15 protein-coding genes and 1 pseudogene are annotated in these 13577 nt (G+C 68.3%); 12 read left to right on the top strand and 4 right to left on the bottom strand.

What is annotated here, in order from left to right:
- The 4 genes from ACZ4SF_RS37840 to ku form a co-directional block, all read left to right on the top strand.
- Positions 1-1489 (top strand): replication-relaxation family protein (locus tag ACZ4SF_RS37840; protein WP_468393559.1); only part of this gene is annotated, 1489 nt, incomplete at its 5' end.
- Between the two features lie 197 nt (positions 1490-1686).
- Positions 1687-2982, top strand: a complete 1296-nt coding sequence (locus ACZ4SF_RS37835; RefSeq protein WP_468393556.1) for a NucA/NucB deoxyribonuclease domain-containing protein — start codon at positions 1687-1689, stop codon at positions 2980-2982.
- Between the two features lie 548 nt (positions 2983-3530).
- Complete coding sequence (locus ACZ4SF_RS37830; protein WP_468393553.1) at positions 3531-4103, top strand: helix-turn-helix domain-containing protein; 573 nt, start codon at positions 3531-3533, stop codon at positions 4101-4103.
- A 266-nt stretch (positions 4104-4369) separates the two neighbouring features.
- On the top strand, positions 4370-5305 hold the full coding sequence (gene ku, locus ACZ4SF_RS37825; protein ID WP_468393551.1) for a non-homologous end joining protein Ku: 936 nt from the start codon (positions 4370-4372) through the stop codon (positions 5303-5305).
- On the opposite strand, the gene ACZ4SF_RS37820 is transcribed toward ku, so the two are convergent.
- The gene (locus ACZ4SF_RS37820) at positions 5302-5658 is read right to left on the bottom strand and encodes a DUF6233 domain-containing protein (RefSeq protein ID WP_468393548.1); all 357 of its coding nucleotides are present in this window, start codon (positions 5656-5658) and stop codon (positions 5302-5304) included. The genes ku and ACZ4SF_RS37820 overlap by 4 nt on opposite strands.
- Positions 5659-5740: 82 nt before the next feature.
- Between ACZ4SF_RS37820 and ACZ4SF_RS37815 the strand changes: the two genes are divergently transcribed.
- The 3 genes from ACZ4SF_RS37815 (at position 5741) to ACZ4SF_RS37805 (ending at position 7232) form a co-directional block, all read left to right on the top strand.
- Positions 5741-5959 (top strand): LexA family protein, encoded by a 219-nt coding sequence (locus ACZ4SF_RS37815; RefSeq protein WP_468393546.1) that lies wholly within the window; start codon positions 5741-5743, stop codon positions 5957-5959.
- Positions 5956-6156, top strand: coding sequence for a hypothetical protein (locus ACZ4SF_RS37810; protein ID WP_468393543.1), 201 nt, complete (start codon positions 5956-5958; stop codon positions 6154-6156). The genes ACZ4SF_RS37815 and ACZ4SF_RS37810 overlap by 4 nt, the downstream gene beginning before the upstream one ends.
- Positions 6157-6560: 404 nt before the next feature.
- Positions 6561-7232 (top strand): HNH endonuclease family protein, encoded by a 672-nt coding sequence (locus ACZ4SF_RS37805; RefSeq protein ID WP_468393562.1) that lies wholly within the window; start codon positions 6561-6563, stop codon positions 7230-7232.
- A gap of 352 nt (positions 7233-7584) precedes the next feature.
- Here ACZ4SF_RS37805 and ACZ4SF_RS37800 read toward each other — a convergent pair whose 3' ends face one another.
- The 3 genes and pseudogenes from ACZ4SF_RS37800 to ACZ4SF_RS37790 form a co-directional block, all read right to left on the bottom strand.
- The gene (locus ACZ4SF_RS37800) at positions 7585-8181 is read right to left on the bottom strand and encodes a hypothetical protein (protein ID WP_468393564.1); all 597 of its coding nucleotides are present in this window, start codon (positions 8179-8181) and stop codon (positions 7585-7587) included.
- A 320-nt stretch (positions 8182-8501) separates the two neighbouring features.
- Positions 8502-9734: pseudogene (locus tag ACZ4SF_RS37795) on the bottom strand (ISL3 family transposase); the annotation flags it as partial.
- A gap of 442 nt (positions 9735-10176) precedes the next feature.
- Positions 10177-10461 carry a hypothetical protein gene (locus tag ACZ4SF_RS37790; RefSeq protein ID WP_468393540.1) on the bottom strand — a complete coding sequence of 95 codons (285 nt, stop codon included), beginning with the start codon at positions 10459-10461 and terminating at the stop codon, positions 10177-10179.
- A 363-nt stretch (positions 10462-10824) separates the two neighbouring features.
- Here ACZ4SF_RS37790 and ACZ4SF_RS37785 point away from each other — a divergent pair, with 363 nt between their 5' ends.
- From ACZ4SF_RS37785 to ACZ4SF_RS37765, 5 genes are all read left to right on the top strand, one after another.
- Positions 10825-11151 carry a helix-turn-helix domain-containing protein gene (locus tag ACZ4SF_RS37785; protein ID WP_306192940.1) on the top strand — a complete coding sequence of 109 codons (327 nt, stop codon included), beginning with the start codon at positions 10825-10827 and terminating at the stop codon, positions 11149-11151.
- Positions 11138-11656: an ImmA/IrrE family metallo-endopeptidase gene (locus ACZ4SF_RS37780; protein WP_468393537.1), complete on the top strand. Its 519-nt coding sequence runs from the start codon at positions 11138-11140 to the stop codon at positions 11654-11656. Before ACZ4SF_RS37785 ends, ACZ4SF_RS37780 begins: the two co-directional genes overlap by 14 nt.
- A gap of 383 nt (positions 11657-12039) precedes the next feature.
- A complete protein-coding gene (locus ACZ4SF_RS37775) occupies positions 12040-12303 on the top strand; it encodes a hypothetical protein (RefSeq protein WP_468393534.1) in 264 nt (87 codons plus the stop codon).
- Positions 12300-12671, top strand: coding sequence for a hypothetical protein (locus ACZ4SF_RS37770; protein WP_468393531.1), 372 nt, complete (start codon positions 12300-12302; stop codon positions 12669-12671). Before ACZ4SF_RS37775 ends, ACZ4SF_RS37770 begins: the two co-directional genes overlap by 4 nt.
- A partial coding sequence (locus ACZ4SF_RS37765) for a ThiF family adenylyltransferase (protein WP_468393528.1) occupies positions 12668-13577 on the top strand: 910 nt, incomplete at its 3' end. The genes ACZ4SF_RS37770 and ACZ4SF_RS37765, both read left to right, overlap by 4 nt.

Below are 13577 nucleotides of genomic sequence, written 5' to 3'. Positions count from 1 at the left end.
AGATCATCGGGTTCGGGGGTCCGGTCCCCTCCACGGCCGGGGGCCGGCGCCCGGCCGCTGGCCGGTCGCGGACGACGGGAGGGCGAGCCTGATGGTGGGTAAGCGCAAGGAGAACGAGGCGGGATCGAGCAACGACCTGCGCGCGGATGTGCTGCGAGTCCTCGGAGTGCTCAAGGTCGCCACCGCCGACCAGATCCAGCGGCTGTCCTCGCCTCACCTGACCTACCGGCACACGACCAAGCCAACCCCAGCGAAGCGGAAGGAAGCCCGGACCGCTTCCCACCGGGCTGCGGTGAACGGCCTCCGGCGTCACGGCCTGGCCGTCGACGGCGGCCGTACGCGGGGCGGGGAGGAGACCCGGCTGCTCACGAAGGAGGGTCTGGCAGCCGCCGCGATCGACCTGGACCGCGAGATAGAGGGGATGGGCGGCATGCCCAAGAGCGCGGGCCGGTCCGGTGCCTCGCACCCGATGACGGTGAACGAGACGGTCATCGCGCTGATCCGCCCGAAGCCGAACCTGGACCTGGTCGTGGGGGAGCCGGCCGAAGCGGTCGCGGCCGCGCGGACCGCCGCCCGTGCACCCGAAGGGATCGGCACCCTCGCCTCCTACGCCACCGAGGTCGCGCTCCCGGTGAAGGGCACCTGGAAGAACCCCGCGATCGGCAGCGCCCGCGCCGACGTCGTCCTGCCCGCCCCGGAGGCCGGGGTGCCGCTGCTGTTCATCGAGGTCGACGACTGCACCGAGGAAGCCGTCCTCATCGCGAGGAAGTGCGACAAGTACGCCCGGTTCTTCCAGCGGCAGGAGAAGGACACCGACGGCATCGAGAAGCCGTTGTGGCGCACCTGCTGGTCCGCACCCTCCGCCGATGAGTACGAGCGGGTTCACCCGCCGGTCCTGCTCGTGTTCACTTGCATGACTCGTCAGTGCACGCGGACGCGACCGTCCAAGACGGCAAGGCCGCAACGAGCGTGCGGCTTGGCCGTCCAGCGGTCGGCGGGTGCGTCTGCGCCCACATACGTACCGCGGCGATGTCTCAGCGGCTCAGGGCACTGGAACTCAGCGTCGCTGCCACGGCGCTCTTATGCTGTCTGCTACGTGGCTGTCGCACTGCTGACGGGTGGCGCGGTCGCCAGCGAGTCGGACCGGTTCAGGATTCGGTCGCGTGACCGGTCCGTTCGAACCGCCTGTTGCGGGGATCCGGTGGCAGGTCAGTGCGTCACGGCTGGCGGGGCGGGGAGGGCACGGCCTAATCCCTCCCCCGGTGGCCGCATCGAGGCAGCCCCTACAGCACGCTTCTGCGTATTCTGCGACGTCTGGCCGCGCAGAGTGCTCGCCACCCCGCTTCACTGTGGTCACCGAACTCATGCACACGAGCCAGTCCCTGTCCGAGTGCCTCTCTCCGCCGCGCTCGGCGTGCGCAGAGCCGCGTCGTCCACTAGATCGCGTTCCTGGCCAATCCCGTTGCTGATCAAGCCAGTTCGAAGCTGACCGTTGCTGTCACGGTGCTGTGCAGCGTAGTTCTGGGGTGCACACAGTCAATCCATGCGAACCAGGGGATTTGGATGAAACGATTCCTCTTAGGTGCGAAGCACCGCGTGGCGGTCCTGTCAGCGGTGGCAGTGACGCTGTCGCTCATGGTTCCTCTCGGATCGGCCCGTGCTGATGACGGCCAGCCCAGTCAGCGCGTGGAGACGTACGTCCGGCCGGTCAACTCGGAGCCACTGACGCTCTCCGAGCTTCGGGCCCCCGGGGAGATGGAGCGTCTTCGCAGAGCGCAGTCGGAGCAATCCTCGCTTGCCGTACTCCCGCGTGAGACGGTCGGTAAGGCGAGGTCGTTCGCGCCGCTGGCAACAGAGGATTCCGTGCAGCCTCTGGCGCCTGAGCGGGCTGCGCGGTCCGCTGCTGGCAAGACGTCTGCTGTGACGCTGCCGGAGCCGGCGCACAGCATGACACTGCAGGAGTGCGTAATGGGGCTTGCTGACAGACAGTTCTATGTCAAGTCCCGGTTCGCCGTGTGTTCCGGACGTGAGTTCGACCAGGTCTGGATTAGGAACGGGCGCCCTGTCGGAACCAGCCACTTCGACGTCGTGGTCGTCGGCACGATTCCAAAAGACAGCCGCACGATGACTGCGCGGTATTACTACACGGACTTCACCGCGGTTGGTGACAATGATGCGCGGAAACTGGGGGTCACGACCAATGCGTCGATCCCGAAGACGTGGCCGTCCAGGATCCGGATCACGAAGGGTGGTGATGCTCTGCCCAAGACGAGGCTGTGGGCGGAGTTGCTGGACGGGCGGTCGATCAAGCAGACAATCAAGGCGCCTGCCGGCCAGTCCGGGACCCTGGGGAGGGTCAAGCTGCTTGTCGCCATCTACCAGCCGAACATCAAGTTGAAGGCTCCGCCTGGGTGGGCGTCGGACGGATTCACCGGCGGTGACATCTTCTTGCTTCCGCCGCGCTGGGACGAAGCCGACTACCTGCCGGCTGCGACACGCGGGGGAGGCGGAGCGTTCAGTGTGCTGACATCGCTGACCTACAGCACCGCCGCACGGGCCCCCGAGCGTGGCGTGGCGTTGCACATCAAGAAGGCGTTCACGAAGCCCGGGCAGACTCAGCCTCCTTTCAGTAGGAAGAAGGTCCCCGGTCAGAAGACGGACGCGCCTCTGACACGCCTATACGGTGATACGGCTCGCAGGAAAAAGAACCGGAACCGGGCGGTGTACAACTGCACCAAGTACTTCGGTGACGACTATGCACAGGGAGGGAAGAAGGAGTGTGACGAATATCCGTTCGCCACTACGTATGAGGGAGCCGCAGGGTCCGATTATGACCCGCGGCAGGATCCGAAGAACTTCAGTGTGCTGCCGGTGGCGAAGGACGATAACGGTGCGGCCGGGAACCTGCTCGGCCAGTACTACAAGCTGAACCGTGTGATCGATGGCCCTGACGACGGATTCATGGTGAAGATTCGCTCGTGAGGGACAGCCTGACGGAGCAGGCCTGCGGTCGTCACCGCTGGCCTGCCCGACACTACGGCGCGGGCCAGAACTGAACGGTGTAGCGTTCAACGCCTTCCGGGACACCGGTCCGCGCCAGCTGTGCTACCTCTCGGCGGCCGGTGCATACGGCTCTTACAGCCCACGTACCCGACCGATCGGACAGCTCGATGGTCTCAGGCATCGGGCCGCCAGCCACAGCCCAGGCGCGAAGCTTCCCTGATGCACACATCAGACGGGCTTCCGCCGTTTCTTCCCAGTCGCCGGCCGGGAGCGCCGGCTCACCTTTCCACACCTCGACCGTGAGGCTTGCCGTGTGGGTGTGACCGGCGCTCGCAAAATCCAGACGTCCCGGGAAGGGCGTGAGGAAGACAGCGTCGTTGAACCCGTCAGGGAACGTCTCAGGCACTTGTGTGTCATCCCAGTCCTGCAGAGCCCACCCATGGAAGTCGACCTCGACTGGTAGGTGTTGACGCCTGACCAAGCCCGCCACTGTTCCTCCTCCAGCTGCATTCGGACTGTGCCAAGCTATGGGTCCTTCATCCTCGGTAGCAACTGCGAGAACCCGTCGACACCCAGGCTGCCCGGAGCATGATTCCCAGCTGGTGATCGATGAGTCTGCGTGGGTCGGAGCCGGTTTGGGTACGAGCTTCGCAGCCTTGGTCGGGGGAGTGGCCGGGAGTCATCGAAGGACTCACACTCAGCCAGGCCACACCCTCGTCTATCTCCGCGGGACTACGCACGACCTGCTGGCCTGCTGGTTCGGTGTGGACCGCTCCACCATCACGCGGGCCTTCGCTCGTGCGGCTTTTACGGGTTCAGGACGTGGCGCAGCCGGCAGGCCGGGCACGCAGCCCGCGAGCGGGAGTACAAGGAGCAGCTGCGCCGCATCGCCGCACAGCAAAAGGCCGAGCGGGAGGCCAGCCGTCCCGTGTGCGCCGGCTGTGGCGCCCGGTTCACCGACGCCCGGTGGAAGGCCATCGAGCCCGCCGGGTGGGAGGCCCCACGCGAGAGGCACCCGCACCTGTGCGACGACTGCAAATAATGCGCCATCACCGCCTCCGCCAAGCCGAGCAGGCTGGGCACGAGCACCAGGGGCATGACCAGGCCGTGCCCGAGCAGAGGGCCGGCTGCACCTGGCTCTCCCGCTTCCGCGGCTGACGTCCGCACGGCGACAGCGGTCGGACGGGACCGTCCTGCCCGGCCGTGGCGGCTACTCCTAGGCCTTGGTAGCGCGTGCCACAGGGCTCTGAGTGAGTCGGGCGGGTTGGACGGGCCTGCCCGAGGGGGTGCCGCAGGTGCTCGAGTGCGGGGTGCCGGTGACGTCCATAGGCTGGTGCTGCTCGGGGTGACTGCGGAAAGGTCTGCCATGCCCCGCACCATCTGGTCCGGCGCCATCAGCTTCGGCCTGGTCACGGTGCCGATCAACGTGGTCGGCGCGACCGAGGACCACAGCATCCGTTTCCACCAGTACCACCTTGCTGACCAGGGGCGGGTCCGCTACCGCAAGGTGTGCGAGCTGGAGGACCGGGAGGTCTCCCAGGACGAGATCGGCAAGGGCTATGAACTGACAAAGACGCAGGTCATCCCGATCACCGATGAGGATCTGAGTAATCTGCCGCTGCCGACGGCGAAGGCGATCGAGATCGACGCGTTCGTGCCCCTGGGGAGCATCGACCCGATTCGGATCGCCGAGGGCTACTACCTGCAGCCCGCCGGCCAGGTCGCGGCCAAGCCCTACAAGCTCCTGGTCCAGGCGCTGGGCCGGTCGGCGAAGGTGGCTGTGGCGAAGTACGCCTGGTCCGGCCGCGAACGTCTCGGCCTGCTGCGGGTCCGCGACGACGTCCTGGTCCTGCACGCCATGCGCTGGCCGGACGAGATCCGCGACCCCGCCGAGCTGCTTCCGCCGCCGGCCGAGGTGACCGAGCAGGAGATCGAGGGCGCGCTCGCTTTGATGGACTCCATGACCACCGATGCGCTTGAGGGTCCCGATTTCACCGACCGCTACACCGAGGCGCTCGCGCAGATCATCGAGGCCAAACGGGAGGAGAAACCGCTGCCGGAGGCGCCCGAGCCCGAGCAGCCGGCCCAGGTGCTGGACCTGATGGCCGCGCTGAACGAGTCGGTACAGAGGGCGAAGGCTTCCCGCACCGAGGACGCAGGTCCGGCGGACGTGCATGAGCTGGCGAAGCCGAAGAAGAAGGCCGCGCAGAAGGAGCCGGCCAAGAAGGCCGCGGTGAAGAAGACGGCCGCGAAAAAACCGACCGCGAAAAAGGCGTCGGGCCGCCGTCCGCGCAGCGCCTAGCCGGGGATGCCGAGGGCGGTCTCGGGCCGGCAGTGCACGCACGGCGGCACCTGTCGGCGGAGCGCGTCGAGGACTTCCTCGCGGGTCGCGGGGCGGCATCGGCCGGACTTCTTCGCCGCCCAGCAGGTACCGGTGTGGACGGCGTCGATGTTGGTCCGGTTGAGGCCGTACTGGATCAGCCACTCGGGCGTCGGCGGGCGGCGTTCCTCGCCCTGCCGCCGTTCGGTCTCGCGCCGCTGCTCATCGGCGATCCACCGGTCGATGAGGTCCAGCTGCCGTGCGGTGTGCTCCACCAGGACACGGCGGGCGAAGCGCAGCGCATCCAGATGCGAGAGTGCTCGCTCCTCGCTCATCTGCCCGTGCCCTTCCCCCGTCCCGCAGCGGTTGCCGTGTCTCCGCTTGCCCAGTAAATCGAACAAGAGATCTAATTCGAGTATGCACCGCGTTGACTACCTCACCGACATCCAGGAGCGGATCCTGCGCTGCATCCGCCGGCACATCGCCGAGCACGGCGAGGCGCCGACGATGCAGCAGATCGGGGAGGAGGTCGGCCTGCGCAGCCGGGCTTCCGTGCACTACCAGGTGGTGGAGTTGGAGACGAAGCAGGCGATCATCCGCGAGCCCGGCCAGCACAGAGGAATCCGCCTCGCATGACCAGCCCCGGCCGCTACCACCTGCTGCTCGCCGCTGGTGGCCGGCCGGTGCAGCACGGCTGGTGGAATTCTGAGGAGACCGCTCGGGACAAGTTCCGGCGCTGGGTCGGCGCGTACGGAAGCATGCCTGATGCCCGCATCACTCTCACCGGCGAGGACACCGCCGACGTGCTGGCCGACTGGCCCGACCAGCGGTAGGCCCCGGCATCGTCTACTCGACGTCCGGGTCTTCCCGGGTGTGCCGCACGGCCTTCTTCACGGCCTGTTCCAGCTCATAGCGGTTGGCGCCGGTGGCTGCGGCGTGTGCGGTGACGGCCGCCTGCACGGCCACGCAGGCCTCGCGCCAACGGCGCCACTGGGGCGGCGTACTCCTCCCCGGTGAGCTCAGCGAGCTTCTCGCGCTCCTCCTCGGCGGACCGCTCCAGCTGGATCAGCTCATCGGGGACCTCTGTCACGGGCACGGATCCTAAGCGACGAGCGCGGCGTGCCGACGATCGGACTTACCCCCCGATCGGGTAGAGCAGCCGGCCGTTCCCGGGCGGGTCGGACGGCAGGGCCGCTACGAAGATCACGAACTGTTGGTGATCTTCGAGAGGACCTCCGTGCGCTTCGCTCGTACCGCTGCCGCGGCCGCCGTGTTCGCCGCCCTGCTCACCCCCGCAACCGCCCACGCCGCCCCGGCCGCTGCCGCACCGGGTGACGTCGTCACCCTGCCCGTCCACGATGCCCTCGCCCAGCTGCCGGTCCGCACCGAGGACCGCACCGGATACGAGCGCACCAAGTTCAAGCACTGGATCGACGCCGACCGGGACGGCTGCAACACCCGCGCAGAGGTCCTCCTCGCGGAGGCGGTCATCGCCCCCGAGCAGGGCCCGCGCTGCACGCTCACCGGCGGCTCCTGGTTCTCGCCGTACGACGACCGCTACATCGACGACGCCCGCGCCCTGGACATCGACCACCTGGTTCCGCTGGCCGAGGCCTGGGACTCTGGCGCCTCGGCCTGGAGCGCGAAGGAGCGGGAGGACTACGCCAACGACCTCGGCGACGACCGTGCACTGATCGCGGTGTCCGCCGCCTCCAACCGGTCCAAGGCCGACCAGGACCCGACCACGTGGCTGCCGTCGGCCCAGGGCTACCGCTGCCAGTACGCCACCGACTGGGTCGCCGACAAGACCCGCTGGGGCTTGAGCATCGATGCCGCCGAACAGGCCGCGCTCACGGACGTCCTCGGCAACTGCCCGGACGTGCCCGTCACCGTCACCCTGGCCCGCTGACATCCACCCCCGGCCGCGCCGGGCAGCGGGGCCGAAGCTGGCCGGGTGGGCCGCCGGCCGGGCCCCCGGCATGGCACTCGTATCTGGTCGAACTCGACCGTTTCCACTACACCCCCCGACAGACTCCGTCTTCCACGACCACCTCGCTGGCCTCGAAGACAGCCTGCGGCTGCTCAGGGCGGAAGCCGGGCATCCTCACCTCCGGCAGATGCCCGCATCGGCATCCCGCCCTCGGCAAGAGCACCGACCCTGCTCGTGCCCTTCTTTGCAGCATTTCGCCCCGTCGGACGGTAACCCGACGGGGCGAAATGAGGAGCAACGCGTGCTCGTCGTGGACCGACTACCACGCCGGTCAGCGCGCGCGGACGGAGGCTCCGTAGCTGTCGGTGTGACGGAGCACGGCCGCGTCCTGTACCGGTGCCGGCCATACCTGGATGAGGTACCACTCGGTCACCTCGTCCGGGGCAAGGTCGACGGCGGTGTCCCGGCCGCGGGCATGGATACGCAGCCGGTAGTCACCGGGGCCGTCGAAGGAGAGCGCCGGCAACTCCTCGTCCAGGTCGTCCATCAGCCCCCGTACCATCAGCTCTCCCGACACCGAGTGCAGGGACACTTCGACGATCTCGTCCCACACGGCGTTCTCAGTCTGGGGGGCTTGGGCGTGGAAGGTGACGGTGACGTCGACGTCCCCGGTGTGGATGCCGGTGTGGATGGTGGCGATACCGCCTTGCACCTCGATCAGGCCGTTGTGCTCGCGAGGCAGATCGGGGCCGGCGGGGCCGTCCTCGTCACTGATGTTGAACTGGTGGTATTGCACGGGTACAAGCTCGCGCGCTTGCTCGGCCTGGTCGCTCATGGCGTGTTGCGGGGTGCCGTCGCTGTTGATGTCGATCTTCTCGCCGATGAGGTAGTCGCCGACGTCGGAGGTGTTGTTGATCGCCCGCGCCATGAACCTCCTCCATCCCGTCCACCCGGCACCGCGGCCGGCGCTGCCCGCTTTGTCTCCACGCTCGCACCGCCGGCACCTCCGCGCGCGCCAGGCGGCCAGGTCAGACACCCGAACGGGCCCCGGGCGCGGGACGAGAGGTCGCCGTAACCTTCCTTCCGGCCCCACGTTTCATTAGGCGACGCGTACGCCGTCAAACCCCCCGTGGACGACGTACGCGCGAGGGGCCCGAACCACGCACCAGCTCGGGCCCCTCCTGCATTCGACCTCGAGTCGGTTGGAACGAGGCCGGTTGCAGCCCACGCCCCGCGGACGTGCCGGGTCAGGGCGTCGATTTCGGGGCAGTGGGCACGGACAGTCTTGAGCTGGAGCTGTTCGGGCTCGGTGAGGGTTTCCGGGCGGCGCAGGATCCATCCGGCGACCGTCCGGGGCGAGGGCGGCCGGGCGGTCATTGGCCGTGGGGAGGTGCGCTTGTCGTGCAGGTAGGCGCGAACGCGCTGGTAGCTGCCTTTGTAGCCGAAGGGCACGATCTCCTCCCAGAGCTTCCAGGCGTTGGTGCAGCCCTCGCTCCAGCGGTCGTCGAGGTAGGGCTTGTACTCATCCAGGACGGAGGGCCGGTGCTGCCACTGGCCGGTGAAGAGCTCTTCCGGTGTCGCGGCGTCGGCGAACTGTTTGACGGTGCGGTAGGTCATGCCGAGCTGGCGCTGGATGGAGCGACGGCTGTGCCCGGCCTCCAACAGTGCGTGGACGGCGGCGTGCCGGGTCCGGGTGCGGTCGGCGAACCGGTGTCCCCGCGGCCAGGGTGACCCGTCAGCTCCCTCGGCAGGGGCGGGCTCTGGCTCGGCTTCGGGAGCCGTGGGAACCAGGGATCGAAGGCAGCGGCGGTGTTGAGCGACGCTCCGCTCGGCGGCTTCGCTCAGGTTGTGCCAGAGGTGCCACCGGTCCGCAACCTGGATGGCTTGTGGCGCGCCGAGGGCGGCGCCCTCGGCGAAGAACGGCGCCCGGTCCCGGCAGACGACCTCGACGCCGGGCCGTTGGGCGAGCCAGGCCGCCAGGCTCGATGCCTCCCGGTCGGGCAGCAGATCGATGGGACGGCGGGTTTCGACATCGACCAGGACGGTCCCGTAGTGGCGGCCCTTGCGGGTGGCGTATTCGTCGACACCGACCACCCGCGGAGCGGGCACCTCAGGATCGGGAAGAGCTTCGACCAGGCGCAGGACAGTGCTGCGGCTGACGGACACCCCGAGGGCAGAGACCAGGCGAGCGCTGGCCCGGCCTGCCAGGGCGAGACCGACCGAGACCAGAGTCGACCGCAGTCGCTCGGTCCGCTGACCGTGCCGGCGGGTCAGGCCGGGTATCTGCTCGACGAAGGTGCGGCGTGCGCAGTCCGAGTTCCCGCAGGCGAACCGGCGGACCCGCAGCCGGAGAACAACGCTTCGTCCAGCGCTCGGCACATCAGCGGGAAACCGCAGGTAGGAGCCATGAACCCGGTTCGACCAGACCCCACAAACCGGGCACAGGGCACCGTCCGTGGTGCAGTGTGCGTCGACGCGCACTATCCCGATATCCACGTCCACCGACAGCACCGCGACGTCTGCGATCGACGGGAACAACAGCTCCTTCAGCCGGAGCACGACCTCTTCCACGGCCCCGAACTGTCGGCCCAACGGCCTCGTCCATAGGTTCTTTTCAGGCGACTTGACGTACCGCCCGAAGACGACGAGCCGTCACTCAGCGTGGCCGCGTCACAGAAGCTGAGCCAGAACCCGTTTTCACGTACAGAGCCAGCCGGTGGCGAACTCGCTGAGCACGCGGCGCCGGTGGTCGATGCGGTGGTCGCCGCACAGCCAGTCCGCCCACACCGTGCGCGGGTAGAGCTCCGGGTCGGCCCCGCGCAGCTGCTGGGCGACGCCTGTGAGGCCGGCCGCGAACGCCTCGGCCTCTTCACCTGGTGGTGAAAGGCGAGCGTCCTGTCAAAGCCTTCCTCGGCCGAGGCTTTCACCAGGGCGGTCTGCAGGGCTGCGAGCCGGGCCCGCGCACCTGGTCCGAGCGTGCTTCGGCACCCAGAAGCTGGGCGGCCTGGAGGTGGGTGTCGGTGATGTCCAGGCACACCACCTGATACGGCGCGCAGATGCCCCGGTCGATCGCTTGGGACAGGGTGAGGGTGTAGCAGCGGGCCCCGAACGGCCCGTCCGGATCGTCCTCCATCGAGGCGACCAGCTCACCCGGCGCGCCCGGCGCAGCCTCGTCGTCGAGCTGCCATAGCCGGGGTGTGGCGGTCATGTACAGCCGGCGCAGGGCGGGGATGCGGGTGTTGTCGTGGACGAGCCCACGGCTTCCCGATCCGCCCGGAGGTTCGGTGCGCTCGTCCGTTTTACCGACTGAAGTTATGTGGGAAATGCTGCTGAGCTGGTACTTCAGGTGCCGTACATGTTCGCGACGTCGGGTGCCTTCTTGGGGGGGAGTGGTCTTCGAGTGCGGTGCCGTCCGCGTATAGGCGGCCTTGGGGTCGGCGCCGGCAGTGCGGCGCTTGCCGTAGGCGGTGATGGCGTTCTGACTGGGCGGTTGTCGGGGAGCCGCTGTGGTGCTCTTGGTGAGGGTGGACTAAGTTGGAATGCCAGTGTGGCTGTCATCGCGGGGAGTGGCGTGGACGATGTTGAGCGGGCTTTCAATGCTGAGATCGGCCGGCGGGTGCGCGTGGCGAGGGCACGAGCGAAGCTGACGCAGGAGTTGCTGGCCCGGAAGGCGGGGCTGACGCGCGGGTCGATCACGAACATCGAGTCCGGCGCGCAGGCTCCTCCGCCGTACCGGCTGGTGCGCCTTGCATCAGCGCTCGGGGTGGAGCCGGCTGACCTACTGCCGGGACTGCAGGAGTCCGGCCAGGTGAACGAGCTGCCGGACTATCTTGCGGACGCGGTGGCGTCTGTGGCGTCGGAGGCGTTTGAACGGAGGGTGCGCGATGGCCAGGTCTGACGCGGCGGCCAAGATGCTGTTGACGCAGTTCGGCATCGACGAGGCGCCCATCAACCCGGTGCTGATTGCGGAAAAGCTGGGTGTGCTTGTCGTCCCGCAGGAGATGCCGGACGACGTCTCCGGCATGCTGCTTCGCCGGGGAGACGAGCAGGTCATCGGTGTGAACCAGAAGCACCACGAGAACCGGCGGCGTTTTACGGTGGCTCATGAACTCGGGCACTTGCGGCTGCATCGCGGCCGGCCGCTGATCCTGGACACCGATACCCGTGTCAACTTCCGTGACACGGTCTCGAGTATGGCCACGGATCGTGAGGAGATGGAAGCAAACCGTTTCGCTGCGGCTCTGCTGGCTCCTGAGTCCATGGTGCGTCGGGCAGCGCGCGAGGCCGAGTTCCGTACGGCCCAGCAGTTGGTGCACCTCATGGCCGGGCGCTTTGAGATGAGCGAGATGGCCATGAGCTACCGGCTGATCAATCTCGGCATCATCGCGGGTCCCACGGCGTAAGCTGCCCTGCGTCGTCAAAGGCCGCCCGTTCATATCGGGCGGCCTTCTTTGTATAAACATACGACAGGCAAACTGTCACTCAAAAAATGTTGCCGATGTGGTGCTGTGCGTGCTGTCCTGGGTGCGTTGGCAGGGGCCGATGTGGCCTCTGGGAACAGGAGGTGGCTCATGCCCGGCAAGGCGAGTGGGTCTGGTGGGAAGCGTGGTCGGAGTGCGGTCACGGGTCGGTTCGTGAAGCAGTCGACGGTGCGTAGGCACCCGTCGACGACGGTGAACGAGCGCGCGTCGCGCGGCTCGAAGAAGAGGAAGTAGGCGGGCTTCGAGCCCGCCTTTCGCATATCCGGGCCTGCCGCGGCGGGCCGGAGGAAGGGGAGGTGGTCGTCATGACGACGGCAGACACCCAGCACGAGAAGACCAGCGATAAGACGGTGACGGTCACGGTGGACGGCGAGCCGGTGGAGGTGCCGAAGCACACGACGCCGAATGCGGTCCTGGGCCTGGCCGGTATCGACGCGGCCACGCACTACCTGGTCCGGATCACCGGACGGCACCAGTACTCGTTCGCCGGCCGCGGGGAGGAGGAGATCAACGTGCACGAGCGGGAGACGTTCGTGTCGATCTCCACCGGCCCGACCCCGACCGCATGACTGCGGTGATGCCGGAGGCGGGGCCCGCGGGCATGCTCGCGGGCCTGCGCCGCGCCGGCTACACGGTGGAGCAGAGCGGCAACTTCGCCGTCTTCGACTACCTCGTCGAGGTCGGCCCGCTGGCCGGGACGACGGTACGCATCGGCCTGGAGCTGGTGCCTGACTGGCCGCTGTCGGCCCCGCACGGCCCGCACATCACCCCCCGCCTGGGTCACCCCCATGGCGCGGTGCACAACTCTGCGCTGGGGCAGGAGTGGGAGCACTGGAGCCGGCCGCCCGCCGACTGGGCGCAGGACCGTACGATCCGCAGCTATCTGCGGCACCTGCGCACCCTGTTCGCGCAGCTGCAGAACGGTCCTTCCGCATGATCGGCCGCTTCTCGGTCGCCATGACCAGCGGCACCGCCCAGCACCTGACGGATCACCTGCGCCGTGCGGACGGGCAGGAGGACTGCGCCTTCGTGCTGTGGCGGCCGAGTACCGGCGCCAGCCGCACTACCGCGCTGCTCGCCGAGGTGGTGCTGCCGCGTCAGGGTGAGCGGATCGTGCACGGCACGGTGGACTTCACCAGCGCCTACTTCCTGCGCGCCGCAGCCCTGGCGGCTGAGCACGGCTGCGGACTCGGCTTCATCCACGCCCACCCCAAGGGCCGCGGGTGGCAGCGCCTGAACGCCGTTGATTACGAGGCTGAGGCGTCCTTCGCCGCGCAGGCCCAGGTGATCACCGGCCGTCCGTTGGTCGGTCTGACCTTCGCGGGCACGGATGCCGGATTCGGCGCCCGCATCTGGCAGCAGCAGGCCCTCCGCCGCTACGCCCCCACCGAGGCGGAGAGCGTCCGCGTGGTCGGCGGCCACCTGACGATCACCTTCAACGACTGTCTTCTCCCTGTGCCGACGGCGACGAACCGGCAGCTGCGCACCGTCTCCGCCTGGGGACAGGCAACCCAGGACGACCTGGCCCGTCTGCACGTGGGTGTCGTCGGATGCGGCTCGGTCGGCATGCTCGTCGTCGAGGCCCTGGCTCGCACCGGTATCCAGCGCTTGAGCCTGTTCGACTTCGACACCGTTGAGGAGGTCAACCTAGACCGGCTCCTGCACGCCACCATCCGTGACGTGCGCCTGCACCGGGCCAAGGCTCATCTCGCCGCCCGAACCGCCCGCCGCGCGGCCACCGCCACCAACTTTTGTACGGCGCCGTACGAGCTGAGCGTGGTCGAGCCGGACGGGTTCGCCGCCGCGGCCGACTGCGACGTGATCTTCTCCTGCGTCGACCGGC

The organism is Streptomyces sp. NPDC027663 (assembly GCF_055566415.1).
Note: the sequence above shows the minus strand (reverse complement) of the source record. Positions and strands in the feature narration are given on the sequence as shown.